This window comes from Pseudomonas sp. F220, assembly GCF_057813935.1.
The window spans coordinates 12,950-38,934 of the sequence record NZ_JBVASJ010000046.1 but is presented as its reverse complement, the minus strand read 5'-3'; the positions used below and the strand labels follow the sequence as shown (position 1 = coordinate 38,934).

Genomic DNA, 25,985 nt, shown 5'->3' with positions numbered 1-25,985 from the left:
CCTTTTATGTCAGATCCGGTTGACGCCTCTGGGGTGTCAGATTTACCGCTGGACGACTTGGTGGCGTGCCATGAGTGTGATTTGCTGATGCGCAAACCACAGCTCGCTCATGGCGAGAAAGCCCAATGTCCGCGCTGTGGTTATGAGTTGTACGCCCATCGACACAATGTCGTGGAGCGCAGCCTGGCCTTGGTCATCGCCGCACTGCTGTTATATGTTCCGGCGAATTTTTTACCCATCATGCAGCTCAATCTCCTGGGGCAGTCGTCAAAAGACACCGTCTGGACCGGCGTTGTCGGTTTGTTCAATACCGGCATGCAAGGTGTGGCAGTTGTGGTGTTTCTTTGCAGTATGGGGATTCCGTTGCTCAAGCTGATCTGTCAGTTAGTCGTGCTGCTGAGTATTCGCTGGAATATTGGGCGCAGTTACGGCTTGTTGCTTTATCGCATTTATCACCATTTGCGCGATTGGGGGATGCTTGAGGTCTACCTGATGGGCGTGTTAGTGGCCATCGTAAAGTTGGCAGACATGGCAGCGATCGCTGTCGGCCTCGGCTTGGTGTGTTTTATCAGTTTGCTATTGGTTCAGGTCTGGCTGGAGGTGGTGATGTCGCCTCATCAAATCTGGCAAGCATTGTCAGGAGAAGATGCTTATGCGGGCGATTGATGCAGGCATTTTGATTTGTGCTGAATGCCATGAGTTGAACAGGCAGGAGCCGGACAGCGATGAGCAGGTCTGTACTCGCTGCGGCGCGCTGGTTCATGCGCGTCGCCCGAATAGCTTGATGCGCACGTGGGCGTTGCTGATTACTGCCGCAATTCTCTATATACCGGCGAACGTGTTGCCGATCATGACGGTCAGCTCATTAGGCCGCGGCGATCCCAGCACCATCATGTCGGGCGTGATCCAACTGGTTCAGCATGGGATGTTTCCAATCGCTGCCGTGGTATTTATCGCCAGCATCCTGGTCCCAACTTTCAAGTTGGTAGGCATCGGTTTGCTGTTGTTTTCAGTGCAACGCCAGCAGCCGCTCTCGGCCCGCCAGCGCATCATCATGTATCGGTTTATTGAGTTCATTGGTCGATGGTCGATGTTGGATATCTTCGTGATTGCCATTCTGGTGGCGGTGGTGAATTTTGGTCGGCTTGCCAGCATCGAGGCTAATCTCGGTGCGGTCGCTTTTTCCAGTGTGGTGATTTTGACAATGCTTGCAGCGGTAACTTTCGATCCCCGACTGATTTGGGATAACACGGAGTCGGACGACGACCATGACTGATTTGCCTAAAGCTAAAACCCGACCGGCTTCCAATTGGTCGGCCATTTGGGTTCTACCCCTGATTGCCTTGGTTATCGGCGCTTGGCTGGGCTGGCGTGCCTACAATGAGACCGGCATAGAAATCCAGGTCCGCTTTGAAAGCGGCGAAGGCATTCAGGCAAACAAGACTGAGGTGGTCTACAAAGGCATGTCGGTCGGTAAGGTCAAAGCCTTGGCCCTCGATGACGAGGGTAGTACCAAAGGGGTGGTCGCCACCGTCGAGATGAACAAGGATGTCGAGCAATACCTGAGGACCAGCACTCGCTTCTGGCTGGTTAAGCCGAGCGTGACGCTGGCCGGGATCACCGGGCTTGAAACGCTGGTTTCAGGTAACTACATTGCCGTTAGTCCGGGCGAGGGTGAGCCGACCCGAACGTTCAAGGCCCTCGCGAAAGAGCCGCCGCTATCGGATTCCAGGCCTGGCCTGCACCTGACCATCAAGGCTGAGCGCCTGGGTTCACTGAATCGTGGTAGTCCGGTGTTCTACAAGCAGATTCAGGTCGGTCAGGTTAAAAGCTATCTGTTGTCTGAAGACCAGAACACCGTCGAGATTAAAGTCTTTATTGAGCCAACCTACGCCAATCTGGTACGCAAACACACGCGTTTCTGGAATGCCAGCGGGATCAGTATCGATGCCAATTTGTCCGGGGTAAAAGTACGCAGTGAGTCTCTGGCCAGTATCGTGGCGGGTGGTATCGCGTTCGCCACTCCGGATAATCGCAAAGACAGCCCTCCCACTGATCCGAGCCTGCCGTTTCGCCTCTATGAAGACTTCGAGGCTGCTCAGGCCGGTATTCGGGTCAAGGTGAAACTCAGTGACTTTGAAGGTTTGCAGGCTGGTCGCACACCGGTTATGTACAAAGGCATTCAGGTCGGTAGCTTAAAAGCCTTGAAGGTCGATCCCGATCTGTCTAGTGCGAGCGCGGAATTGACCCTCGATCCGCTGGCCGAAGATTATCTGGTGGCCGGCACCCAGTTCTGGGTGGTTAAACCGTCAATTTCGCTAGCCGGTATCACCGGGCTGGAAGCTTTGGTCAAAGGTAACTACATTGCGATCCGACCGGGTGATAAGGGTGGCGCACCGCAACGTGAGTTCGAAGCGCGTGCCAAGGCTCCTCCGCTGGATTTACGCTCCCCTGGCCTACACATGGTGCTGTTCACCGACAATCTGGGTTCGCTGGAGGTCGGTAGTCCGATTCTCTACAAGCAGGTCAAAGTCGGTTCTGTGCAGAGTTATCAGTTCTCGCGCACTCGCAAGCAATTGGTCATCGGCGTCCATATCGAGAAAGAATACGAAGGACTGGTCAACGGTTCGACTCGATTCTGGAATGCCAGCGGCATCACCCTGTCGGGTGGTTTGACGGGCGGTATTCAGGTCAAAAGCGAATCGCTGCAAAGTCTGATGGCCGGCGGTATTGCCTTCGAAACCCCAGAGGCGAAAGTGCCGTTGAGCAAACGTATTCCACGCTTCCGTCTGTACGCGAACCATGAAGAGGCGATGCAGAAGGGCACGGTTGTGACGATCAAGGTCGACCGGGCCGACGGCTTGCGCAGCGGTACGCCGATTCGCTTCAAGGGGCTGGATGTCGGCAAGGTTGAGGGCGTTGACCTCAGCGAAGACCTGCAATCGGTAGTGCTGACAGCACGTATCACCGAGGTGCCAGAGCGCATTGCCCGTGTGGGTAGTCAGTTCTGGGTGGTGAAGCCGGAGCTGGGTCTGATCAAGACCTCCAATCTTGAAACACTGGTCACCGGGCAATACCTGGAAGTTCAGCCGGCCGCGAAAAATCTTGGCCCGCAAAAAAACTTTGTAGCGTTGGCCCAGCCACCGGAATCGGCAGTGTCCGAGGCGGGTCTGAGTCTGGTGCTGAGCGCCGCTCGCCGTGGTTCGCTGAAGATCGGGGTGCCGGTGACTTACCGAGAGGTCACCGTGGGTAAGGTTACTGGCTATGAACTGGGCCAGACTGCGGACCGGGTGCTGATTCGTATCCTGATCGAGCCGAAATACGCGCCATTGGTGCGCAGCGGCAGCCGATTCTGGAACAGCAGCGGTTTCGGTGTGGACTTCGGCTTGTTCAAAGGTGCGACAGTGCGTACCGAATCCCTGGAGACGTTGATCCAGGGTGGAATTGCCTTTGCCACGCCAGATGGCGAGCGCATGGGCAATCCGGCACGAGCGGAGCAAACCTTCCCGCTGTTCGACAAATTCGAAGATGAATGGCTGGTCTGGGCACCGAAAATCTCCCTCGGTAAATAAGCCCCGAATAGAAAACACAAAAAAGGCCGCGATCATTTGATCGCGGCCTTTTTCGTTCCTGCGGTATCAGCTCAGGTCGAGTTAAACCTCGTCCAGTTCCGCTTCAGCAGGTTCAACGTTGACGATGGTTTTCACCTCGTCATGCCGACGGATGTACTTCCAGTCCGCCTCGTCGATGTAGATCCCGTTCGGTCCGCTGCCACCTTCCAGGTCGATGGCGACATGAGCGGAGACTTGCGGTTTCACACTGGCCAGAATCGGCACGAAACCCAATTGCAGGCTGGTTTCCAACAACGCTGCCTGGTTCTTCTCGTCGATGTCTGCCGCTTCGTCGAGGTAGTACGGCAGGCGCACGCGCCCGGCCTGATCGCGATCCATCAAGTGCAGCAACAAGTACATGTTGGTCAGCGCCTTGATGGTCATGGTCGTGCCATTGGACGCCGCGCCGTCGATGTCGGTGTGGATGACCGGCTGGCCGTTGACCTTGGTGATCTCGAACGCCAGTTCGAACAGGTCCTTGAGGCCCAGCTGGTTATGGTTCGCCGCTACCAGACGCGCCAAATATTCCTTGGCTTCTTCGTTCTTGTTGTCCTGATCGGCGCTTTGGCTCAAGTCGAATACCGAGAGGGTTTCGCCTTCTTCATACTGACCGGCGCTGTGAATGATCTGGTCAATATGCTTGAGGGCTTCCTTGTTTGGCGCCAGGACGATGCGGAAGCTTTGCAGGTTGGACACCTGACGCTTGTTGATCTCTCGGTTGAACAAGGCCAGCTGGTGTTCGAGGCTGTCGTAGTCGCTGCGGATGTTGCGCAGGGTTCGGGCGATGTCGGTGACCGCCGCACGGCGCGCCTTGCCCAAGGTCAGGGCTTCGTCGGTACGGTGCGCATACGCGTTGATCAGCAGCTGCAGGCGACGCTCCATATCGTCTTCGCTGTCGAACTTGGCCACGCCCTTGAGGCGAATTTGAGCGTACAGCGCGTCGATCTGTCCATCGCTGCGCAGCAGGCCTTGCCAGCTGTCCTGATAGTCATTGAGCAGCGGCAGCAGGTTGTCCATGGAATCGTCGACCGGGTCCATGAACGGCGTACCGAACGGCAGGTCTGCCGGTAACAGCTGACGGCGACGCAGGGCATCGTCGAGCGTGCGCTGTTTGGCTTCCATGTCACCGATCTGCCGTCCGACCAATTGCAGTTTGGCCGACAGCTGTTGGACGCGTTCGGTGAAGGCGTCGCTGGAGCGTTTCAGTTCATCCTGAGCGGCTTCCATTTGCGCCAGGTTTTCCAGCTTCTCGCCTTCCTCGGCGCTCAGGGTCTGTGAGCGACGGAAATCTTCCAGAGCTTTCTGCGCATCCAGCACTTGCTGATACAGCGCTTCGGTCTGAGTCTTGCTGGCCGCACGGTCCGCCGCGACGGCCTGCTGGGTTTTCAGTTGCTTGAGTTCTTTGTCCAGACGCTCTTTCTGATCGCGCAACGCGGCGCGGTCGGCCAAGGCTTGCAGCGCTGGCGGCTCGATGTGCGACAGATCAATGGACAGGCCCGGCACTTCGAAGCGCTCGCCCTTGAAACCATCCAGAATCAGCTCCATGGATTTAACCCACTCGCCATTCTCGTCCAGCGCAATGCCATGCTCGCCCAGCGGCAAGCTGAACAGTGCGCTGTTGAACAAGCGCATCAGGCGTTCAACGTCCTGTTGCGAAAATTCTTCGCGCAGACGGGCGTAGCTATTGTTGTCGGCGTGATCGAGTTGCTGCTTGACCGACTTCAGGCGTTTTTCCAGATCCCGCAGACGCTCTTCCAGATCCTCGGCGCTGAACTGTCGAGACTGTGCGAGTGCGCCGGCCAGCTCATCGTGAGCGTCTTTGGCTGCCAGCAGTTGTTGCTCCAGGACTTTCACGTCGTCAACCAGGGCGAAGCGATGCTTGAGCACTGACAGTTCGCCGAGCCAGCGCTGGATGCCGCTGATTTCCCGCTCCAGACGCATCAGTTCCTGAGTGCCGCCGCGCTGGTCGTTTTGCAGAGCGTCCTGCTCATTGCGGTAGTGCTCGGATTGAATCAGTAACTCTTCCTTGCGCGCACTGGCGTAATCCGACCAGGTACCGAGTAACGAGTCGAGCAGCGGCGACAGGCGATGCAACTTGCCGCGCAGGATGTTGCGCTGCGTGACCCCGGCGGCCAAGGCTTCTACCAGGGGACCTACGGTGACCAGCGAGTTGTAGTCCTGCTCCATCCGGCGTACATCACGGAAGGCTTCTTCGCAAGCGGCGATGTAGTCGACACTGCCGGAACGCAGGCTGTGCTCGAAGGCATCGAGGAACAGTTGCTTGAGCTTGGCCGCGGTGATTTCGCGCATGTGCAACAGGTTGATGAACAGCGCGCGGAAGGTCTTGAGGCTCTGTTCACTGGTGGAGCGCAGCGGGATCAGCGTCAGGTCCAGCGGAATAGACGTGTGACCGCCTACCAACAAGCGTCGCAGCTCTTCGGGCTTGAGCTCGTAGGCTTTCAGACCCTGGCGCTCGAGATTGGTGAACAACTCTTTCTGCCGCAGGCAGGTGTCGTCTTTTTGGTAGTGCGCCAGGTCCAGTTTGCCGGCATAGGCAAAGAACTGGTGACCGAAGCCGCCGCCCGGGCCGCGCCCGACCACACCGATCACGTGCGGGCCGTGGGGCAGAGAGACTTCAACCAGGATGTAGCTGGTGTCGGAGGCAAAGTAGAAGCGCCGCGATTGCTCCAGGCTGTACTTGCCGAAGCTCATGTCGGACATGCGCGCCAGAATCGGGAACTGCAGCGCGTTGATCGAGGCGGATTTACCGAGGTTGTTCGCGCCGTACACCGACAGCGGGTGTTCCAGCGGGAACAGGCCGAGGCTGTAACCGGCGGTGTTCAGCAGGGCAAAGCGGCGAATGCCGTAGCGTTCCTGGCTCATGCGTCGATCTCCTGTTCATCGGCAATGGCGCGAGCCAGTGCGTCTTCTTCGCTCTCTTCTGCAAAGTCACTGAGGTCCAACGGGTCATCGGTTTCCAGAAGCGTTTCGTCGCTGTCGTCATCGATCAGTATCGGCGCCGGCAACGGCAACACGCTGTGCAGGCTGGCAGCCAGATCGCGGTCTTGTTGGACCGAGAGGCAGACGTCAAGGAAGCGGTGCATCGGCGGCAGGAACCGGTAGATACCGTTTTCTTCGCTGGCAAAGCCGAGCTGGGTCATGCGGCGCATGATTTTTTCTTCCAACTCTTCCTGGGTCTGCACTTCGGCCTGAATGAACAGGTCGCGGTATTTTTCCAGCAGTGATGGCAGTTCATCGCGGCCAAGGCTGCCGCCATCAAGGACCGCAACCGGGTCGCGGCCCTGATCGGCCAGATGCTCGACGATGATGAAAGTGAACAGCGCCAGACGTTGTGCGGTCTTGTTCACTGCCGCGGCAGCCAGGTCCGGAACGAAGTAGTAGAAACCACGGGTGTCGCAGACCAACTCGAAGCCCAGCGCCTTGAACAGCGTGCGGTATTGATCCTGGAAGTTCGACAGTTGAGCGTAAAGCTCCGGGTCACGGCGGCTGACGTGATAACCCTTGAACAGTTCGCGAAAGATCGGCGCGAGCTGGGACAGTTCGGAAAGATCAAGATGCATGAGGAGTGCTCGCAGAATTCTCAGGCGCGTCATCGCGGGCCGAGAGCAGGGCGAAGGAGCGCAGGCTGACCTGGTGCTCGTGAGTGTGGTAGTCGCGGCGTTCGAGACGCTCGCGTTTGAAGCGTTTCTCGCGCGAGAGGCGCGAGAACCAGTACAGCAATTCGTCGGTGGCGCCGTCGGGTTCCTGCTCCAGCAGCCAGGTCATCAGGTCTGGCATCGGCAGGGCGTCTTCGCAGCGCTCGAGCATTTCGCGAACGGTGCGCGGCGCACGTGGGGGCTCGCCTTTTTGGGTCTTGTGGGCTTTGGGGAAACGCGCCGGTTTCGGTTCGAAACGGGCCAACGCGTAAACGTAAGCCTCGACTTGGCTGGCGCTGCCGAGGAAGGTGCTTTGCGGCCGGGTGAACATCGGCATCGCCGCTTGCGGCACCGCATCGATACCTTTGCGACGAATGGCCGACAGCGCGAGCGCCGCGCCACGGGTCACGGCGTTGTGCCGGCGGGCTTCTTCGCGCAGCGGCAGCAGCAGTTCCCGGGCGTGACGCAGGGTCAGCTGGGCGCTGGTCTGCATTTCAAGGATGCGTGCGTGGGTGCGCAGCAGCATATCGTCATCGACCAAGTGGCCGAGGCGCTGCTGTTCGCTGAGCATGCGCAGCAGCACGTTCTCGACTTTGCGCACGCCTTGCTCGAAAGCGCCGTCAGCGTTGACCAACTGGATCATCGGCTCGACGTATTCGTCCCAGGTCGCCAGAACTTCGGCGTAGCGCTGGCGCAACGGGATCTGCCGGTCGCTGGTCTTGGCCCGCTCGGCCACGGCCACCAGGGCCTGTTCGTCGTTGGCGAGTTTCTTCAGAACATCCCGTACGCGCATGTCCAGCAGGCGCAACTGGCGTGCCAGGTCACTGCCGTCGCGGATGTCGAAGGCGTCCTGGATATAACCGGCCAGCCGCTCCAGATGGCGCAGATAGGCTTCGATTTCCAGACACAGGCCTAGACGGTGCTCGCGTCGCAGGTAGGCGAGGAAGTCATGAATCTGCGCGTTCAGCTCGAAACGGTTCGGGCTTTTCGCCACAGGAACCAGAATATCCAGGCGGATCCACACGTCCAGCAGGCTGGTGATGTCCTGTGGCGTGCTGTCCAATTGCTGAGCGGCCAGCTGTGAACGCAGTTCGTTGAGGCTCAAAGTGCCTTGGTCGAAGTGCTCGCACAGCGGCTCCAGGAGTGCCCAGTGTTCGGCGAGGGCGCGCAAGACGCGCTTGGGTTCGATCATGGGAAGGACCGGCTGGTTGGCGATTAAAAGCGGCGATTGTACTGCATCAGACGGGTTGCGATTCACCCCTGGGCTGTCGATGAGACGGACTGTCGGTTTTCTATCGATCAACTGCGGGCGATCTTGGGCGAAGGGCGGTAGAATCCCTTCTCTTTAGTTATCCACAAGTGGCCGACCTTTGCTTATCGAGTCCCGTCGCCGCGCTTATTTGACCGCCATGCAGGTGGTCAATTGGCTGCCGCGCACCGAATTGCCGTTTGCCGCGCCGTCGCGCCCAGAGCTGCTGGTGATGCCTGAGTTGCTGGTCGAACCGGTTGTGCTTGCTCCGGTCGCGCCTGCTCCAAGTGGGAAAATCGCCGCCGAGCCTGTGGCTCAGCCTGCCGAGCGGGCGAAGATCGAAGTGCCAAGGCCGACGTCCGCAGCGGCTCGTCCGGTGAGCAAACCGCCGCAAGAGGTCGAAGCAGCGCCAGTTCCGGTCAAAGCACCACAAGTACCGCCGCCGCGTTTTGCCCTGCAATTGCTGCGGGCCGGTGGGTGTCTGCTGCTGGTGGAGTTACCCACAGGCGAAGCTTTTCAGACTCGCGATCCTGCCTATATGTTGCTCAAAGACATGCTGCGCGCCGCCGGTCTGCCGGACAGCCCGCAAATCGTTGGCGAGCCGGTGCGCTGGCCATTGCTGGTGCGCGGCACTATGGATCAAGGCCCTGAAGCTGCCCGCGACTTCGTGCAGGGCTTTGTTTCGGCACGCCTGGAGGACGCGCCCTGTGTCTGTCTGTGGCTGATTGGCCTGCCAGCAGTGCGGTTTGCCGGTGAAGCGAACGCAGAATTTTACAACCGAGAACTTCAGGTCGAAGGTCTGGGCTCGGTCTGGGCGCTGCCTGGCCTGGAATTATTAATGGAAGAGCCACAGCGTAAGGCTGATGTCTGGCAAGCCATGCGTCGGCTGATGGCGCGCTGGAAAAGTAATGATGAGTGATGCTGTAACGTTCCGTCCTATGACCGAGGCGGATCTCGACGCTGTACTGAAAATTGAATACGCGGCGTTCAGTCACCCCTGGACCCGAGGGATTTTTCTTGATGGGTTGGGCAAGTACCAAATCTGGCTGATGTTCGAAGGTGAGCAACAGGTGGGGCACGGCGTCGTTCAGATAATCCTTGATGAAGCGCATCTGCTGAACATTACGGTCAAACCTGAGAGTCAGGGGCGTGGCCTCGGATTGCTGCTACTGGAACATTTGATGTCACGCGCTTATGAAGCGAAGGCTCGTGAGTGCTTCCTGGAGCTTCGCGACAGCAACCGAGCGGCTTTCAAGCTGTATGAGCGCTACGGTTTCAATGAAATCGGCCGTCGCCGCGATTACTACCCGGCAGTGGGTGGGCGCGAGGACGCGGTGGTGATGGCTTGCACGCTGGTTGACTAGATCACCTCCCGCAGGCTGCGATCTTTAGCGGTCTGCGCCGCGCTGTAGATTCAGGACAGACGTCATAACGTCAAAAGATCGCAGCCTGCGGCAGCTTCTACGGTTGGGCGTGTTTGCAGTGACATCGGTGGGTTACCGATTGCCATCCACAGGATCACGTTCCGCCATTTCCGCTTCATCCAGGCCATTGCCGCCGCCGATGTCATCTTCATCGACGATGCTCAGGTCCCAGTCTGCCGGATCGTCTTCACCGGCTTCATTGCCGTCGCGGGCGCCGTCCTCAAGAATCATGGTTTCGGCGTTGAGGTCGTCATCGGTTGATTCATGATCCAGCGTCGTCGCGCCGGTCATGCCGGCTTCATGGCCGCGCTTGGGCGGACGCTCCTGCCGGCGCTCGCTTTCAGGCGTCAGCTCGGCAATGCGGTCGCGAGGTTCGTCTTCATCGAAATGCAGCTCTTCCATCGAACCCATGCGATCTTCGTCGTCATCGATCTCTTCGGGTTGAGGCGCGCCGTAAGGACGTCGTGATTCGGTCATGGCAATTCCTCATAATGTGGGGCCTATAGGGTGGACAGGCGCTACCCTTTAAGATTCCTCGGTATTTTTCCGCTTGGCTATCTGTACCCTGAGCGTGACCCCGACCGGCGGTCGGCTGTCAAAGCAGCGCATCATTCTTGAGGCTTCATAGCATGAACGAACTACAAGATCTGATTGATAACAATGAGCGCTGGGCCGATGCGATCAAGCAGGAAGATCCTGACTTCTTCGCCAAACTGGCTCGCCAGCAAACCCCTGAATATCTGTGGATTGGCTGTTCGGACGCCCGAGTGCCGGCCAACGAGATCGTTGGCATGCTACCTGGCGACCTGTTCGTCCACCGCAACGTGGCCAACGTGGTGCTGCACACCGACCTTAATTGCCTGTCGGTAATCCAGTACGCGGTGGATGTGCTCAAGGTCAAACATATCCTCGTCACCGGTCACTACGGTTGCGGCGGTGTGCGTGCATCGATGCAGGATCGTCAGTTGGGTTTGATCGACGGCTGGCTGCGTTCGATTCGTGACCTTTACTACGAACACCGTGAGCCGCTGGCGCTGTTGGCCACGGAAGAAGAGCGGGTCGACCGCCTCTGCGAGCTGAACGTGATCCAGCAAGTGGCCAACGTCGGCCACACCAGCATTGTGCAAAACGCCTGGCACCGTGGGCAGAGCCTGTCGATTCACGGTTGCATCTATGGCATCAAGGACGGTCGTTGGAAAAGCCTGAACGCGACCATCAGCGGCTTTGAACAACTGCCACCGCAGTATCGACTGCGTCCGGTCGGGGCGATTTAACGCCCGCAGCTCAACAAAGGCTGTGTCTGCGCCAGTGCTGTAAAAAGAGCTGCCCTTCGGCATTCGGCGGCTCATCGTAACCGGTGATCCAGCCGCGACATTCCGGTGAGCCGCAGCGGCAGGCGAACTGATGGACCAGTTTGTCTTCTGTGCTGGCGAAGTCCATGCAGAGCAACGAGCCTTTGGTGATGTCCTTCAGCGACCATAACCACAGTTCGCTCATGTCGAGAAAGACATTGGGGTCGCAAGAGTGCAGCAGCAACCCGCTGAAGTAGGGATCGTAGACATGGATGCCAGGCAGCATCTGGCGTGTCTGCGAGCTGCGAGTGGCCAGCAGTTGTCCGGATACCTTGCCTATCCGGCGTATGCGTTGAAAGTCCAGCAATGCAGCGATTGCTCTGCCTTGCCCGTCTTTATCGGGGACGATCTTGAAACTTTGTGTTGAGGGATAGCCCTGCGACGTGGATAACTCGTCGAAGGGATAGAGGCAATTAGTGGGTGGCCTTCGGGTCTTTTCCATCGCCTGGCTTTTCATAACGGTCCTTGTCGGTTCGGTGCTGCAACCGCTGGACCTTGGCTTTCCTGCCCGTCCTGCAGCAAATGAGTACGTCTGAAGGGTCTCGCAATTGAACGGGGGGGTCTACTGTCAGATCTGACAGTAGACATTGGCTCCATTGTGCGTCAGCAACGGCTGACGCAGGCTTGGGCTCTACGTTTTACAGGTGAGGTGCGGCCACCGAGGCCGCCGGTGCGGGTGCTTTGAGCTGGTTTAACTGAGATTTGATCGGCGTCGTTGAGCACTTGGCCAGAGCTTGCTCGGGTGTCAGATTACGGATCGAGGTGTAGAACAGCTCACAGGTTTTCTCTTTTTGGGTGACTTGCCAGGTTTGCGTACAGTTTTTCAACTGCGCATCCGGATCGCTTCCTGGTTTGCTGCCCATCCCGGCCTGCCAGCACGCGGCGCTCAAATCCTGTCCCATGACTTTCAAACCGGCGGCATCGGCCTTGGCTTCATCGCCGTCATAAGTTGCAGGATCTGCCGCATACCAGATATAGCTAGGGTGATTGGAGCCCAAAACCGGCACTTTCACGCCCTCGCTCGGGCTGATCTGTGCCAGGCCCAGCACGCTCACGGTCGCACCATATTGCTGCTTGATCCAGTTACGCACCGGGGCGCCGAAGGCAACCATCGGCAAGGCTGCGCCGCTGGCATTCTGGCTGACTTCCTTGACCATGGTGGTCTGGTAATCCTTGAAGTAGTCGTAGACGCCTTCCAGATCTTTGCCGGCGCTGGACGGAGCCGCAATTGGCGCGATGTCGATGATGGTCTGATAGCCCGGAGTCTGGTCGACAGGAATACCGTTGGCGGTCAACAGTGTGGCCCAGCGGTCGGTGGTGGCCGATTCCAGATAATCCTGAGCTCGGGTCAGCGAGTAATCCGGCGGGAAGTGCAGCAACTCGACACTTTTTCGGTTTTCCAGAGCCATCCCCAGCGGCAGAAACAGATACCAGCTGTACGCCCACTTACCGTCGGCGTTCAGCTTGCTTGCACCTTTGTAGGCCAGGTCTCCAGCATCCAGCAGCGCTGCCAGCGGTTTCTCGTAGTTGTTTGGCACGCCGCTGATCGTCGCGTAAAGCTGATCGTTATCAGCTTTGACGCTGACTTTCGCCGTACTGTAGCCATCGCGCTGCACACTTTGGGTCAAGTAGTGCTCTACCGTCTGCTCCAGCGTCCAGTTGCGGAAGCAAATCACGTTGCAGTTGTTGGGATAGGCGAACAGCCGGGTGACGCGCTCGGTGCTGCCCAGCTTCAGATCTACATCGGCGTGGGCGGCGGCACTCAGGGTGAGGGCGGCGAGGGTGAGTCCTGCGAGTTTGAACATGCTCAGGTCCTTTTCAGCGTGGGCCCTCGGAGGCGGGGGCGGATACATACTGAAACCTGTTGTGCCGGGCGGTCCAGCCCCAGCACGAAAAGATCCCGAGCTCGCAGTAATCAATCAGCCCGGAAAGTGCAACGCATTAGTCAAATCCCCCATGGGTTGCTGGCCCCGGGCAATCATCGCGTCATCCCTCAGTTTGATTCCCTCAAGGGTCTCCAGCTGAAACACCCGGGTAATCAGCCGCAGGATCGACGCCGTGTCATAGACCGTGTGATCCACCGTGCCCTTGCGGGAGAAAGGTGAAATCACCAGCGCCGGTATACGCGTCCCCGGCCCCCAACGATCGCCTTTGGGCGGGGCAACGTGGTCCCACCAGCCGCCGTTTTCGTCGACCGTGATCACCACCACCATGTTTTTCCACTGCGGGCTTTGCTGCAGCACTTTCAGCGCCCGGACGATATGCCGGTCGCCAGACGCCACATCGGCATACCCGGCGTGCATGTTCAGGTTGCCCTGGGGTTTGTAGAACGTGACCGCCGGCAGTTTGCCGGCTTCGGCATCGGCGAAAAACTTGTTGGTGCTCGACTCATCGCCCAAACCGCCATCGCGCAGGCGCTTGCTGCGCTCAACGGGGTTTTCCGGACCCAGGCGTTTGAAATAGTTGAACGGCTGGTGGTGATACTGGAAGTTCGGAATCTTCGGAATGCCACCTGAATCCTTGTACGCATCGATCGTGGCTTGCCACGCGCCGCCGTACCAGGCCCAGTCGACGTTTTTCTTCGAGAGCTTGTCGCCGATATGCTCGTGGGTCTGTGGGACCAAGACGCTTGGCAAGTCGGCTTTTGCGTAGTCCGGGCGCTCGGGATCGCGGATCCAGGTCGGCCAGTAGGGTGGCGCCATGGTGTTCACGGCATAACCATCGGGCGTCAGCAGGCTAGGACCGAATTGCGGTGGCCCGGTCATGGCGCTGGCGGGCGACTGTTCCAACGGCTTGAGGCGCGTGTCCGTCGGGTCATCACTCTGCAGGGTCGCGATCTGTACCTTGGCCACCGAGTTGGCGGCGTCGGGATAAAAAGGTACCTGGGCACTGATCAGATACTGATGGTTCAGGTACGAGCCACCGAAAGCACCCTGGAAAAAGTTATCGCAGAGCACGAACTCTCTGGCGACATCCCACAAGCGCAATGAGTAGCGGGTCTGGGCGTAATGGCCGAAGGTCAGGCCACCGGAATCTGCCCACGCCACAAAGTGGTCGTTTTTGCCGCCGTTGATTTGCATCTGGTTCTGATAGAACACATGCCATAGGTCGCGAGTCACCAGGCCCAGCGGCAAGTCTTCGCCTTGGGGGCCTTTGAGGGCGAACGGTGCGTTGGGCAGATGTTCCTGAAATTGCGTGCCGCTGGGATACGTCACACCATCGAGGGTTTGCGGGCCGACCTGGGTCACGCCGCCCCAAACCGGTGGCAGGCTCGACAACACACTGCCGTCGCGGTCCCGTTGCAGATACTGCTCCGGCTTGAGCGTGGACAGCGGGTTTTCGATACCGGGGAAATCCGCAAACAGGTTGTTGAAACTGCGGTTTTCGCCGTAGATCACCACGACGTTTTTCACCTGATCGTGCAGGGCCTTGTCCAGCTCGGCGGGCGTCAGCGGTCGCTCGACCGGTTTGCCGGGCTCATCGCCCTGACTGCCGCAGGCGCTCAGTGTGGCGCCGACACCCAGTACTGCAACACCACCCAGGAAGCGGCGGCGGCTGGTATCGGTGGGTTGATCGGCTTCGGGGGAGGGGATTTCGCTTCCATCTTTATCGTCGTTCATTCCTGCTCCTGTTTTGCGAAATTGTTGCAATGTGTTTCGGCGGGACGCTAGCAGCGCGATGTGACGGGGAGGTTACACGAAGTGTTGCAACGGAAAGTCCGGATTGGGACCGAACACTTGGTTGAAAAACACGATGGGCTAATGTGGGAGCGGGCTTGCTCGAGAAAGCAGACTGACAGTCAACATCGTTGTTGAATGCCAAACCGCTTTCGCGAGCAAGCTCGCTCCTACATGGATCTGTGGTGTTTTGAAGATCGGAGTTAAGGCATCACCGGCGCCACATACGCAAGCGTCGTCCCCAGTGCCCAGAGCAGAAACAGTACCAGCGGCGCATGCACCAGCAACTGTACAAACGAAAATCCGATCAAGTCCCGCGCCTTCAGTCCCAGCACGCCCAGCAGTGGCAGCATGTAGAACGGATTGATCAGGTTTGGCAACGCTTCGGCAGCGTTATAGATCTGTACGGCCCAGCCAAGGTGGTACTTCAGGTCGTTGGCGACTTGCATCACGTACGGTGCTTCGATGATCCACTTGCCGCCGCCCGACGGGATGAAGAACCCCAGCACCGCCGAGTACACGCCCATCAGCAGGGCGTAGGTGTCGTGGGAGGCTATCTGTACGAAGAAGGTCGAGATGTGGTGCGCCAGGGTCTGGCCGTCGGTGCCTTTGACCACGGTCATCAGTGCGGCGATAGAACCGTAAAGCGGGAACTGGATCAGCACGCCGGTGGTGGTCGGCACGGCGCGGGCCACGGCGTCGAGGAAGCTGCGCGGACGCCAGTGCAGCAGCGCGCCGAGCATCAGAAACAGGAAGTTGTAGGTGTTCAGGCCGGAGATCGCGCTGATTGCAGGTTTGGTCGAGAACTCATGGAACAGCCAGCCTGCCGCCAACAGCACCAGCAATATCGTCAGCACCGGACTGTATTCCAGCCATTCGCCCGGGCGTGTGCGCGGCTGTGGTTCAGGGATGTTGAAGCTCGGGTCGACCCCGCAGGCCTTGGCATCACGGGCGCTAGCCGGACCCGGCGCGGTGGCGTAGGCGATGATCAGCGAGACCACGATCAAGGCCAACAGCAACACGCCGGACTGCCAGAGGAAAATAGTTTGAGTGAACGGAATCATGCCCGTGATCGACAAAATCGACGGCGGCAGGCTGGCCGGGTTGGCCTGCAATTGTGCGGCGGACGAAGACAGCCCCAGCGCCCAGACTGCGCCGAGCCCCAGATAGGCTGCGGCACCGGCCGCGCGGTAGTCCATGCGCAAATCGGTGCGCCGGGCCAGGGCGCGAACCAGTAATCCGCCGAACACCAACGACAAGCCCCAGTTCAACAGTGACGCGACCATGGAAATCAGCGCCACCCAGGCCACGGCGGAACGGCCGTTTTTCGGGATGCGCGCCAGACGATCGATCAGCTTTACCGCTGGCGGCGAACTGGCGACCACGTAGCCGCCGATCACTACAAAGGCCATTTGCATCGTGAACGGAATCAGGCTCCAGAACCCGTCGCCGAAGGCCATGGCGGCATCGGTCGGTTTGGCGCCCACGGCCATGGTCGCCACGGCGACGATGATTACCGCCAGTGCAGCAAACACCCAGGAGTCAGGAAACCAGCGCTCGGCAAAATTTGAGCAATGCAGGGCAAAGCGAGCATAGCGGCTATCTTCGATATCAGCGGCCACGGAAATTCCTCAAGATTTTTTATGTTTATTGGGGTGTCCGCAGAGCCGTAGCGGCTCTTTTGGTCAGGTGGCAACAGTAAATCAATCCGTCTGTTTTTGCCGGGGCTGTTTGGTGTACATGGGACTATGGTCTAACGGGTTGTTCCCCTGGGCATTTACGTAGACCATTAGCGCCGTGGTTTTGCCTATCCAGAGTTTGTTTTATGACTGCCATTACCGATTCGCGACCGGCGCCATTCTCCCGGTCTGACTACAAAACGTTGGGGCTGGCGGCCCTCGGCGGTGCGTTGGAAATCTACGATTTCATTATTTTCGTATTTTTCGCGCTGACCCTCAGCCAGCTGTTCTTCCCGCCGGAAATGCCCGAATGGCTGCGCTTGCTGCAAAGCTTCGGGATCTTCGTCACCGGCTACCTGGCGAGGCCGTTGGGTGGAATTTTGATGGCGCATTTCGCCGATCAACTGGGGCGCAAGAAGGTCTTCAGCCTGAGCATTTTGCTGATGGCGCTGCCGTGTCTGCTGATCGGGATCATGCCGACCTACGCCCAGATCGGCTATTTCGCGCCGTTGCTGCTGTTGGCGCTGCGGGTGCTGCAAGGCGCCGCGGTGGGCGGTGAAGTCCCGAGTGCCTGGGTGTTCGTCGCCGAGCATGCGCCGGTCGGCCATCGCGGCTATGCCTTGGGTTTTCTGCAGGCCGGGCTGACTTTCGGTTACCTGATCGGCGCGCTGACCGCCACGTTGCTGGCGCAGGTCTACACCCCGGCAGAAATCCTCGATTACGCCTGGCGCTATCCGTTTCTGTTGGGCGGAGTGTTCGGCGTGATCGGTGTCTGGCTGCGTCGCTGGTTGAGCGAGACGCCCGTGTTCATGGCGATGCAGGCGCGCCGCGAAGCCGACGCTGAACTGCCGTTGCGCACCGTGCTGCGTGACCATCGTCAGGCCATGCTGCCGGCGATGGTCCTGACCTGCGTATTGACCTCGGCGGTGGTGGTGTTTGTGGTGATCACGCCGACCATGATGCAAAAAACCTTCGGTATGACCGCCAGCCATACGTTTGCCCTGAGCAGCCTGGGCATCGTCTTTCTGAACATCGGCTGCGTATTGGCCGGGCTGATCGTCGACCGCATCGGCGCCTGGCGCACGGTCATGCTCTACAGCCTGCTGCTGCCACTGGGCATTGGTGTGCTCTATAGCTGCCTGATCGCCGGTGGCAGCTGGATCGGCGTCGCGTACGCCGTCGCCGGTCTGAGTTGCGGGGTGGTCGGCGCGGTGCCGTCGGTGATGGTCAGCCTGTTCCCGGCGCGGATCCGCGTCTCCGGGATTTCCTTCACCTACAACATTGCCTATGCGTTGTGGGCGAGCATCACACCGCTGTTGTTGATCGGTTTGATGCCCTGGAGCCCGTGGGTGTGCGTGATCTACTGCGCGGTAATGGGCGCGGTCGGCGCCGGTAGCGCCATGTATTTCGGTTCGCGCATTCCGAGCGTTGGTTGTGGCGCGGTGGTTTCTGGCGTTTAGGGACGTCATTCGCGGGCAAGCCCGCTTCCACACGCGCTTCGCACCTGGAAGGGCAAGCGGTCACTATTTTTGCAGAGCAACCTCGACTCGCTCTTCAGAAAAGCTTTCTGTGGCCGATGGTTAGGCTGAACGCAGCTCTCAACCTTGCCCATCGGTGCATTCCCCATGTTTAACAAACGCTTGAAGCAGGAGCTGTCGGCTCTTCGCGAAGAAATCTCCAGCCTTGTGCAAGTGAAAGAAAGCCTGGAAAGCGAGATGCTCGTCATCACCCTTGATCCCGATGGACGGATTCAATCGGCCAATCAGAATTTCACCGAAGAAATGCTCTACAAAAGCAATGATTTACTTGGGCGACACATCGAGGACATTGTCCCGGCTCATGTGAAGTCGGATGATTTTCACCATCGCTTCAAAGCCGCGCTGACCCGCGGTGAGCACTTTGCCGGGGCGGTTCGCTTGCTCAGAGGCAACGGCGAGGAAGCCTGGCTGCGCTCGATCGTACAGCCCGTCAGAGGCTCGGACGGGCGGATAAAGAATTTTTCGATTTACGCCAGCGACCTGACCCGCACCATTGAAGCCTCCCGTGAGCACGAAAATCTGATCGGTGCGTTGGTGCGCTCAACGGCGGTCATTGAGTTCGATATGAACGGCATCGTGCTGACGGCCAATGACCGGTTTCTTAACGGGATGGGTTACAGCCTGGCGCAGATCAAAGGCAAACATCACCGCACGTTCTGCGCGCCGGAGGAATACAACAGCGAGGTGTATCAGACGTTCTGGAAGCGCTTGAACGCTGGCGAGTTTGTTGCCGCCCGCTTCAAACGTATCGACAGCCATGGACGCGTGGTTTGGCTGGAGGCCTCTTATAATCCGGTGACCGACGCCAACGACAAACTCTACAAAGTCGTCAAATTTGCCACGGTGATCACTGACCAGGTGAATCAGGAACAAGCCGTCGCCGAAGCCGCAAATATCGCCTACAGCACCTCGTTGCAGACCGACAGCAGCGCTCAGCGCGGTACCACTGTGGTTACTCAGGCGGTGAATGTGATGCGCGATCTGGCCAGGCACATGCAGCAGGCCGGCGAAGGCATCGAAGCGCTGAACGAGCAATCACTGGTGATCGGTACCATCGTCAAAACCATCAGCGGCATCGCCGAACAAACCAACCTGCTGGCGCTCAACGCCGCGATCGAGGCGGCCCGTGCCGGCGAGCAAGGTCGAGGTTTTGCGGTGGTAGCGGACGAGGTTCGGCAATTGGCCTCGCGCACCAGCAAAGCCACCGAGGAAATCGTCGGGGTGGTGCGTCAGAACCAGGACATGGCTCGCGACGCCGTGGCCTTGATGAGCGACGGCAAACTCCAGGCCGAACAAGGCCTGGCACTGGCCGCCGAAGCGGGCACGGTGATTGTCGAGATTCAGGACGGCGCGCAGAAAGTGGTCAGCGCTGTGGGGCAGTTTGCCAATCAGTTGTCGGTGTAAATACTGCGTGCAGGCCCGTGGGGTACGCCACGGGTTCTGCGCCTTAACTTACCGTAGGGCTTGCCTGCGCCGTCACGAGTCACATCAGCCGTATCCCGCTACAATCGGCTCTTTTCTCAGGAGCAGACCGCCATGAGCGCTTCCCACCGTCGTCCGGTTCCCTTGTCCAAGGCCTACCGTCTGCTCAACCACGGGCCGACCGTGCTGGTCAGCGCCGCCCACGATGGGCAACGCAATATCATGGCCGCCGCTTGGGCCATGCCACTGGATTTCGAGCCGCCGAAAGTTGCCGTGGTCCTCGACAAATCCACTTGGACCCGACAACTGCTCGAAGCCTCGGGCACCTTTGTGCTCAACGTTCCCTGCGCGGCTCAGGCCGATATCGTGCAGACCGTAGGCTCGACCTCCGGGCTTGAACTGTCTCAGGGCGAAGGCCGCGACAAGTTCCAGGCTTATGGTCTGCAAACCTTTGCCGGCGATGTCATCGAGGCGCCGATGCTGGAAGGCTGCGTCGCCTGGTTGGAATGCCGACTGCTGCCTGAGCCCCACAACCATCAACAATACGACCTGTTTCTGGCCGAGGTGATATCCGCCCAGGCAGACGAACGAGTCTTCAGCGACGGCCGCTGGCACTTTGAAGGGCAGGATGCACTACGCACCCTGCACCACGTCGCGGGCGGGCACTTTCTGAAGATTGGCGACCCTGTGGATGGGAAGACGTTGCAGGATTGAACGCAGTGGTTCTGATCCAGTCGCAAAGGCTCAACGTGCGGGGGACGGCATTGGCTTGAACTGCGCACGCAAAAGAGACAGCTGAAGCAAATCGCAGTGCTCACCTAGCCAAAACCCCGCCTCGCGCAGCCGACCTTCCTGCTCGAATCCCAAGCGTTTGAGCAGTTTCAGGCACGCCCGATTCTCAGGGTGAACAGTGGCTTCCAGCCGATTGAGCTGCATCTGCTCAAAACCCCAAGCCAGCATCGCCTGCAGCGCTTCATGCATCACACCTTTGCCCCAGCCAGACTGGGCGAGGGCGAAACCCAGTGAACAGCTCTTCCAGCCACGGTTCCATTTGAACAGGCCGCAGTTCCCAATGAGTGCATCATGCCCCTTGAACTGGATGCCCCAGCGCGTGCCGGGGTTTGGCTGAACGCGCCAGGCGGCGAAAGTCTCGACCAGCGCCTGTGCTTGGGAGAGTTCGGTAATCGGGTCGATCCCGAACCATTTCATGGCCTCAGAGTCGCCGTGCATATCAAGCAGCGCTGGTGCGTCGCTCATGACAATTTCACGCAGCAGCAGGCGGTCAGTTTCGAGGGTGGGGAAGTCGTTCAATGAATGTCCTTATTCGTTAGTCGGGAAGTCATGGGCCATTTGAAAAGACTACGGCCTCCCTTCTGATGCAAGCCCAAGGCAAGATCATTTCAGGCTTGGCTCACCAATGGGCTTGCCCCAATGCATCGGCAAATGCCATCAGCTTCGGCGAATATTGCCGTGACGGCGGGTAGACCAGAGAAAGTGCGCGGCTGCGGCCGGCATAGTCCTCCAGCAGCGGCACCAGGCGGCCATCACCTATCGCGTCCTTGACGGCGAACGTCATCAGTTGGGCAATACCGTAGCCGCCGATTACAGCATCCACCAAGGCGTCGCCGATATCGAAGATCAGCCGGCTACTGACGCTGACGTCGCGTACTTTGCGGTCCAGTATGAACTGCCAGTCCACCAAACGGCCGCTGCGCAGATTGCGCACGCTCAGGCAGTTGTGCTGTTGCAGGTCGTCGACCGTTTGCGGCGTGCCGTGGCGTGCGAGGTAAGCCGGTGATGCCACTGTGACCCAGCGCAACGGTTGCAGTGGGCGGGCGATCAAGCGCTGGTCCTGGATTTCTCCGGTGCGCAGTACCGCATCGAAGCCCTCATCGACGATGTCCACCAAGCGGTCGGACATCACCGCCTCGATGCACAGGTCGGGATAACGCTGAGTCAATTCGCCGATGACCGGCATCACCACTTTGCGTCCGAATAACGAGGGAGTGCTGATCTTCAGCAACCCGGACGGCGAGCAACGACGGTCCAGCAGCAGCTTCTCGGCTTCAGCAAGTTCGGCGAGCAGCGGTGCGCAGCGTTCATAGAGCACCTGGCCGTCGGGTGTGAGGCTAACGCTGCGGGTATTGCGTTGCAGCAAGCGCACGCCCAGCTCGCTTTCCAGGCGCGAGATGGCTCGGGACAGACCTGATTGCGTGAGCCCCAGATCACCGGCGGCGCGGGTAAAACTGCGAGTCTCGGCGACTCGGACCAGCAAGCGGACGGCGTTTAGATCCATGATTAAAGTCATCACTGAAAGGTCTGACTTGGTATTTATCATTTAATCAGCATCAAAGACACTGGCGCCTCTTCATTTCTGGACAGGACGCGCAACGATGCCCGCCAACCGTTTACCCAAGCCCTCAGGCTGGATGCTTTTGCTACTGGCCACTGCGCAGCTGATCATCGCCCTGGACGCGACCATAGTGTTTGTTGCGTTGCCTGAGATCGGCAGCCATCTGGGTTTTTCCGCGCAGCAATTGCAGTGGGTGGTCAGCGCTTACAGCGTGGCCTTCGGTGGTTTCCTGCTGTTGGGCGGACGCGCGGCTGATCTGTTGGGCAAGCGCCGCCTCTACGTGGTGGGACAAGTGCTGTATGCATTGGCGTCGCTGGCCGGCGGGTTGGGTGGCAGTGCATTGCTGTTGGTATTGGCACGAGCGGTACAGGGCGTGGGCGGGGCGATGTTGTTCCCGGCGACGTTGGCGCTGATCAACACCCACTACGCAGAAGGGCCGGCGCGTAACCGTGCCTTCGCGATATGGAGCGGCGCTTCGGCGGCAGGTCTGGCCCTGGGCGCGTTGTTGGGTGGTGTGTTGACTCAGTGGTGGGGCTGGGAAGCGGTGTTTCTGGTTAATGTCCCGTTGGCTGGAGCCTGTGCCGTGGCGGCGCGGCGCTGGATACCTGCCGATGGAGAACGGCAACACGGGCGTCACTTCGACCTCAGCGGTGCATTGACCGTTACTGTCGGCGGTACGCTGTTGGTGTTCGCCATCGTTCAGGGCCCAGAGTGGGGCTGGACGGCTCCCGCCACCCTTGGCTGCATGGCGTTGGCGGTCGCGCTGTTGGGGGTGTTCGTGTGGATCGAGCACAAAGGCCACGACCCATTGATGCCTCTGCGCCTGTTCAGCTATCGCGAGTTGCGCATGGCGATGCTGCTCACGGCCATATTCATGAGCAGCTTCGGCGTGCAGTACTACTTCTTGGCGCTGTACTACCAACAGGTCTACGGCTACAGCGTATTGCAGTCCGGGTTGGCGTTCCTGCTGCCGACCCTGCTCTGCACCCTGGGCATATGGCTGGCCGAACGTTCGCTGTTGAAACTGGGGCTGCGCACTACGCTGGTCAGCGGCTTGCTGGCTGGCGCTGTCGGAATTTCGCTGGTGTATGTCGCGCTGCCTGACGGCGCGGGCTATTGGCGGTTACTGCCCGGGATCATCATCCTCAGCATTGGCCAAGGTATGACTTGGACCGCCATGTGGGTGTCTGCGGGGCAAGGTATCGCGCCGGGTGAGCAAGGCGTTGCGGCCGGCATGGCATCCACCAGTCAGCAGATCGGTGGTGCGATGGGATTGGCGCTGTTGGTTTCTTTAGCCAACACGGGGTTGAGCGGCGAGGGCAATGCAACGCTGGCGAGTGGGATCGAGCTGGCGATAGGTGCCAGTGCGGTGATTGCCTTGGTGGGCGCGGCGTTGGCGTTGCGACTGCGCAGTCGATCGCAAGCTGGATTGGTAACGATAAGGGAGCACGGCTGATGGTTGGAGAGGGGCTGATTAAAACAGCCCCGGCCACATCCCATGGTTTCAGATCCACACATCATTCACCGCAGTGCGCTCGCCACCTTCGTGCCCGGTGTTCAAAACTCCCTTGGGCTCGATCAGCAGCAGCTTGACTTCATGCTCGGCATACGGCTTGTGCTCAACGCCCTTGGGCACGACAAACATTTCGCCCTGGGACACCGATACCTGGCCATCGCGAAAATCGATGCGCAGTTGACCTTCGAGCACGATGAAGGTCTCGTCCGTATCGGCATGGTCATGCCAGACGAAATCCCCTTGCAGCTTCACTACCTTGAACTGGTAGTCGTTCATTTCGGCGATGACCTTGGGTGTCCATTGCTCGTTGAACAGGCTGAGTTTTTGCGCAAAGTTCAGGCTTTGATAGTGGTTCATGAGGTTCATCCGCTGGCTGATCTTGAGTCGACGATAGCCAAGGCCACAATGTGTTTCTTGTACGATTGTGCGGCGTTCAGCGTCCGTGCATTTTCAACCAGCGCGCCGGCGACAGGCCGTAAGTTTTGCTGAACTGTCGAGTCATGTGACTTTGATCAGTAAAACCGGCGATCAGCGCGGCGCTGACCAGTGGCTGGCCCTGTATCAGCAATGAGCGGACCAGATCGAGGCGGCGCATGGTCAGGTATCGATAAGGGCTGGTGCCGAACAACAGGCGAAAGTCCCGCGACAGACCCCAGCGATCCCGACCGCTGTGCTCGGCCAGTTCATCCAGCGTCACGGTGCGATGCAGCGCACTGTGCATGAATTCCCGGGCCCGTTCCGCCGCCAGGTAATCAAAGCTCTGGCGAGTCGCCGTCACACCGGAAACGGTACTCAAGGCATTCGCCAGATCGAATAGCGCATCCTGCTCTTCCAGCGGATCAAGGGGGCAGTCCAGGCTCTGCAGCAACACATTGGTTGCCGCGTATAGCCGTGGATCAGCAGACAGGCCAGTCTTGATAAAGGGCAACGGCTTGCCACCGAGCATCTGCTGAATCAGCGCCGGCTCGATATACATCATCCGGTACTTGAAGCCGTCCTCGGTGCCGGCCTCGCCGTCATGGGCTTCATCGGGGTGCAGCACCATGGTTCCGCCCGGCAGGCTATGCCGCCACGCGCCGCGATACTGAAAGCTTTGCACGCCAGCCAGCGTGCGGCCTATCGCATAAGTGTCATGACGGTGCAGGTCATAACCGTGACTCGAAAAGTACGCCTCAATGCGTTCCAGACGGCTGGTTTGGGGCGCGCGGTGGAGCCAGTCGGTGCGGTTGTTGTGCTTGCCCATGGGGCTGTCCTTGCAGATGGCGCAATGAAAAGCACGGTAACGCACTGCGAAACGGCTGTCTTCATCGGGCTCAAAGGAGTCTTTGGAGGCAGGCTCCTCTGATTGCACGGTCATTCGGAAGGGTGAGGGGGATTCTCGGCTTTTTTGCCGACTGTTCCAAACTCGATCGGGGTCTTGATGTAGAACAAGGAAATGTCCTCGGTCCCCAGGCGTTCAAACAGGCGCACGGATTCCTCTTCGGTAATCGCCAGACGAATCTCGAGGGGCTGATCGGCAAGCTCGAAAAAGTGCGCAGAGTGCAGGCGGCCCGTATGCCCAAAACCTTCGATGCCAGTGGACAGTGTGGCTCCGCGTAGACCCATCTCTTTCGCTAAATCGACGATCCAGTCACCCAGCATTTTTCCGTGGTGGCGACGATTTTGCTGAGTAAAAAAAATCACCAGGAAACCGTTCATGGTCAATCTCCCTTAGCGTGCGCTAATCAGTTGAAACGATAGAGAACGATGACCAGCATGATTTCAGCATAGCTGCTTGCCCCCAGCGCGGTTACCCTTGCGCCAGGACCTCACCACAACAAACTAAGGATGGTTTATCCGATGGCGCTACAACACCTGATGTACGCGGGCCCCTTGCTGTCGCTGGCGCTGCTGTGGACTGTCGCGGTGGTTACGCCGGGGCCAAACTTCTTCACCACGGCTCAACTGGCGGCCGGTTGCTCCCGTCGTCATGGACTGTTTGCCGCGTTGGGTGTGGCCACGGGTACCGTGTTGTGGGGCCTGGCCGGTGGCTTGGGCATCAAGTCACTGTTTATCGCTGCGCCGACGCTGTACCTGACCTTCAAAATCGCTGGCGGTTGTTACCTGATTTACTTGGGCCTGAAGCTGTTCAAGCGCCAACCGGTGACGGCGAGAAGCGACAGCGACCTGTTGAACGAGCCCAAACGCACGCTGTTCGCGGCCTGGCGTTTGGGGTTTCTGGGCAACATGACCAACCCCAAATCTGCGCTGTTCGTCGCCACCATCTTCGCCACTGCCATGCCCGCGTCACCACCGCCTCTGCTGCTGGCGCTGGCGGTCATCACCATGTCGACGTTATCGTTCTGCTGGTATTGCAGCGTGGCGATGCTCTTTGCCAGCAGCCGTGTCGCGGGCGTCTATAGTCGGTCCCGCAAATGGCTGGATCGGTTTGCCGGCAGCTGTTATGTGCTGTTTGGCGGGCATTTGTTGGCCAATCGCTGAAGAACAGGTTCGCAGCGAAGAACCGCG

The 25,985-nt window shown here is 59.0% G+C and carries 24 protein-coding genes and 1 pseudogene; 12 read left to right on the top strand and 13 right to left on the bottom strand.

The window, feature by feature from the left end:
• Nucleotides 1-6: 6 nt before the first annotated feature.
• Genes ACZYSM_RS26165 through ACZYSM_RS26155 form a run of 3 tightly spaced genes read left to right on the top strand, consistent with a single transcriptional unit; the run spans nucleotide 7 to nucleotide 3,572 of the window.
• Entirely contained in the window at nucleotides 7-666 is a 660-nt protein-coding gene (locus tag ACZYSM_RS26165) for a paraquat-inducible protein A (RefSeq protein ID WP_489076082.1), read from the top strand.
• Nucleotides 653-1,276, top strand: a complete 624-nt coding sequence (locus ACZYSM_RS26160) for a paraquat-inducible protein A (RefSeq protein WP_489076072.1) — start codon at nucleotides 653-655, stop codon at nucleotides 1,274-1,276. The genes ACZYSM_RS26165 and ACZYSM_RS26160 overlap by 14 nt, the downstream gene beginning before the upstream one ends.
• A complete protein-coding gene (locus tag ACZYSM_RS26155) occupies nucleotides 1,269-3,572 on the top strand; it encodes a PqiB family protein (RefSeq protein WP_489076070.1) in 2,304 nt (767 codons plus the stop codon). Before ACZYSM_RS26160 ends, ACZYSM_RS26155 begins: the two co-directional genes overlap by 8 nt.
• Nucleotides 3,573-3,653: 81 nt before the next feature.
• On the opposite strand, the gene mksF is transcribed toward ACZYSM_RS26155, so the two are convergent.
• Genes mksF through mksB form a run of 3 tightly spaced genes read right to left on the bottom strand, consistent with a single transcriptional unit; the run spans nucleotide 3,654 to nucleotide 8,459 of the window.
• Nucleotides 3,654-6,494 carry an Mks condensin complex protein MksF gene (gene mksF, locus ACZYSM_RS26150; protein WP_489076068.1) on the bottom strand — a complete coding sequence of 947 codons (2,841 nt, stop codon included), beginning with the start codon at nucleotides 6,492-6,494 and terminating at the stop codon, nucleotides 3,654-3,656.
• Complete coding sequence (gene mksE, locus ACZYSM_RS26145) at nucleotides 6,491-7,192, bottom strand: Mks condensin complex protein MksE (RefSeq protein ID WP_489076066.1); 702 nt, start codon at nucleotides 7,190-7,192, stop codon at nucleotides 6,491-6,493. The genes mksF and mksE overlap by 4 nt, the downstream gene beginning before the upstream one ends.
• Nucleotides 7,182-8,459: an Mks condensin complex protein MksB gene (gene mksB / locus ACZYSM_RS26140; protein WP_489076064.1), complete on the bottom strand. Its 1,278-nt coding sequence runs from the start codon at nucleotides 8,457-8,459 to the stop codon at nucleotides 7,182-7,184. Before mksB ends, mksE begins: the two co-directional genes overlap by 11 nt.
• Nucleotides 8,460-8,637: 178 nt before the next feature.
• Here mksB and ACZYSM_RS26135 point away from each other — a divergent pair, with 178 nt between their 5' ends.
• Entirely contained in the window at nucleotides 8,638-9,435 is a 798-nt protein-coding gene (locus tag ACZYSM_RS26135; protein ID WP_489076062.1) for an energy transducer TonB, read from the top strand.
• Nucleotides 9,428-9,880 (top strand): ribosomal protein S18-alanine N-acetyltransferase, encoded by a 453-nt coding sequence (gene rimI / locus ACZYSM_RS26130; protein ID WP_489076060.1) that lies wholly within the window; start codon nucleotides 9,428-9,430, stop codon nucleotides 9,878-9,880. The genes ACZYSM_RS26135 and rimI overlap by 8 nt, the downstream gene beginning before the upstream one ends.
• Before the next feature lie 132 nt (nucleotides 9,881-10,012).
• On the opposite strand, the gene ACZYSM_RS26125 is transcribed toward rimI, so the two are convergent.
• Nucleotides 10,013-10,417 (bottom strand): serine kinase/phosphatase, encoded by a 405-nt coding sequence (locus tag ACZYSM_RS26125; RefSeq protein WP_489076058.1) that lies wholly within the window; start codon nucleotides 10,415-10,417, stop codon nucleotides 10,013-10,015.
• 152 nt (nucleotides 10,418-10,569) lie between these two features.
• Between ACZYSM_RS26125 and can the strand changes: the two genes are divergently transcribed.
• Nucleotides 10,570-11,214, top strand: coding sequence for a carbonate dehydratase (can, locus tag ACZYSM_RS26120; RefSeq protein ID WP_489076056.1), 645 nt, complete (start codon nucleotides 10,570-10,572; stop codon nucleotides 11,212-11,214).
• 10 nt (nucleotides 11,215-11,224) lie between these two features.
• Here can and ACZYSM_RS26115 read toward each other — a convergent pair whose 3' ends face one another.
• From ACZYSM_RS26115 to ACZYSM_RS26100, 4 genes are all read right to left on the bottom strand, one after another.
• On the bottom strand, nucleotides 11,225-11,749 hold the full coding sequence (locus tag ACZYSM_RS26115) for a lysine methyltransferase (RefSeq protein ID WP_489076054.1): 525 nt from the start codon (nucleotides 11,747-11,749) through the stop codon (nucleotides 11,225-11,227).
• A 181-nt stretch (nucleotides 11,750-11,930) separates the two neighbouring features.
• Nucleotides 11,931-13,097 carry a hypothetical protein gene (locus ACZYSM_RS26110; protein WP_489076052.1) on the bottom strand — a complete coding sequence of 389 codons (1,167 nt, stop codon included), beginning with the start codon at nucleotides 13,095-13,097 and terminating at the stop codon, nucleotides 11,931-11,933.
• 114 nt (nucleotides 13,098-13,211) lie between these two features.
• On the bottom strand, nucleotides 13,212-14,912 hold the full coding sequence (locus ACZYSM_RS26105; RefSeq protein ID WP_489076050.1) for an acid phosphatase: 1,701 nt from the start codon (nucleotides 14,910-14,912) through the stop codon (nucleotides 13,212-13,214).
• A gap of 260 nt (nucleotides 14,913-15,172) precedes the next feature.
• On the bottom strand, nucleotides 15,173-16,591 hold the full coding sequence (locus ACZYSM_RS26100; RefSeq protein WP_489076048.1) for a short-chain fatty acid transporter: 1,419 nt from the start codon (nucleotides 16,589-16,591) through the stop codon (nucleotides 15,173-15,175).
• Between the two features lie 203 nt (nucleotides 16,592-16,794).
• Between ACZYSM_RS26100 and ACZYSM_RS26095 the strand changes: the two genes are divergently transcribed.
• From ACZYSM_RS26095 to ACZYSM_RS26080, 4 genes and pseudogenes are all read left to right on the top strand, one after another.
• A complete protein-coding gene (locus ACZYSM_RS26095; RefSeq protein ID WP_489076046.1) occupies nucleotides 16,795-18,108 on the top strand; it encodes an MFS transporter in 1,314 nt (437 codons plus the stop codon).
• Nucleotides 18,109-18,273: 165 nt separating this feature from the next.
• A pseudogene (locus tag ACZYSM_RS26090) lies at nucleotides 18,274-19,002 on the top strand (PAS domain-containing protein); the annotation flags it as partial.
• Between the two features lie 156 nt (nucleotides 19,003-19,158).
• Nucleotides 19,159-19,590 carry a methyl-accepting chemotaxis protein gene (locus ACZYSM_RS26085; protein ID WP_489076080.1) on the top strand — a complete coding sequence of 144 codons (432 nt, stop codon included), beginning with the start codon at nucleotides 19,159-19,161 and terminating at the stop codon, nucleotides 19,588-19,590.
• 132 nt (nucleotides 19,591-19,722) lie between these two features.
• The gene (locus ACZYSM_RS26080) at nucleotides 19,723-20,322 is read left to right on the top strand and encodes a flavin reductase family protein (protein ID WP_489076044.1); all 600 of its coding nucleotides are present in this window, start codon (nucleotides 19,723-19,725) and stop codon (nucleotides 20,320-20,322) included.
• Nucleotides 20,323-20,352: 30 nt separating this feature from the next.
• On the opposite strand, the gene ACZYSM_RS26075 is transcribed toward ACZYSM_RS26080, so the two are convergent.
• Both ACZYSM_RS26075 and ACZYSM_RS26070 read right to left on the bottom strand, forming a co-directional pair.
• A complete protein-coding gene (locus ACZYSM_RS26075) occupies nucleotides 20,353-20,919 on the bottom strand; it encodes a GNAT family N-acetyltransferase (RefSeq protein ID WP_489076042.1) in 567 nt (188 codons plus the stop codon).
• A 100-nt stretch (nucleotides 20,920-21,019) separates the two neighbouring features.
• Nucleotides 21,020-21,904 (bottom strand): LysR family transcriptional regulator, encoded by an 885-nt coding sequence (locus ACZYSM_RS26070; RefSeq protein ID WP_489076040.1) that lies wholly within the window; start codon nucleotides 21,902-21,904, stop codon nucleotides 21,020-21,022.
• Nucleotides 21,905-22,001: 97 nt separating this feature from the next.
• Between ACZYSM_RS26070 and ACZYSM_RS26065 the strand changes: the two genes are divergently transcribed.
• Nucleotides 22,002-23,417: an MFS transporter gene (locus ACZYSM_RS26065; RefSeq protein ID WP_489076037.1), complete on the top strand. Its 1,416-nt coding sequence runs from the start codon at nucleotides 22,002-22,004 to the stop codon at nucleotides 23,415-23,417.
• 48 nt (nucleotides 23,418-23,465) lie between these two features.
• Here the strand turns inward: ACZYSM_RS26065 and ACZYSM_RS26060 are convergent, their stop codons facing one another.
• The 3 genes from ACZYSM_RS26060 to ACZYSM_RS26050 form a co-directional block, all read right to left on the bottom strand.
• Nucleotides 23,466-23,834 (bottom strand): cupin domain-containing protein, encoded by a 369-nt coding sequence (locus ACZYSM_RS26060; RefSeq protein ID WP_489076035.1) that lies wholly within the window; start codon nucleotides 23,832-23,834, stop codon nucleotides 23,466-23,468.
• 76 nt (nucleotides 23,835-23,910) lie between these two features.
• Nucleotides 23,911-24,720: an AraC family transcriptional regulator gene (locus ACZYSM_RS26055; RefSeq protein ID WP_489076033.1), complete on the bottom strand. Its 810-nt coding sequence runs from the start codon at nucleotides 24,718-24,720 to the stop codon at nucleotides 23,911-23,913.
• A gap of 110 nt (nucleotides 24,721-24,830) precedes the next feature.
• Nucleotides 24,831-25,175, bottom strand: a complete 345-nt coding sequence (locus ACZYSM_RS26050; protein ID WP_489076031.1) for a DUF190 domain-containing protein — start codon at nucleotides 25,173-25,175, stop codon at nucleotides 24,831-24,833.
• Nucleotides 25,176-25,316: 141 nt separating this feature from the next.
• Between ACZYSM_RS26050 and ACZYSM_RS26045 the strand changes: the two genes are divergently transcribed.
• Nucleotides 25,317-25,958 carry a LysE family translocator gene (locus tag ACZYSM_RS26045; protein WP_489076028.1) on the top strand — a complete coding sequence of 214 codons (642 nt, stop codon included), beginning with the start codon at nucleotides 25,317-25,319 and terminating at the stop codon, nucleotides 25,956-25,958.
• Nucleotides 25,959-25,985: the final 27 nt, after the last annotated feature.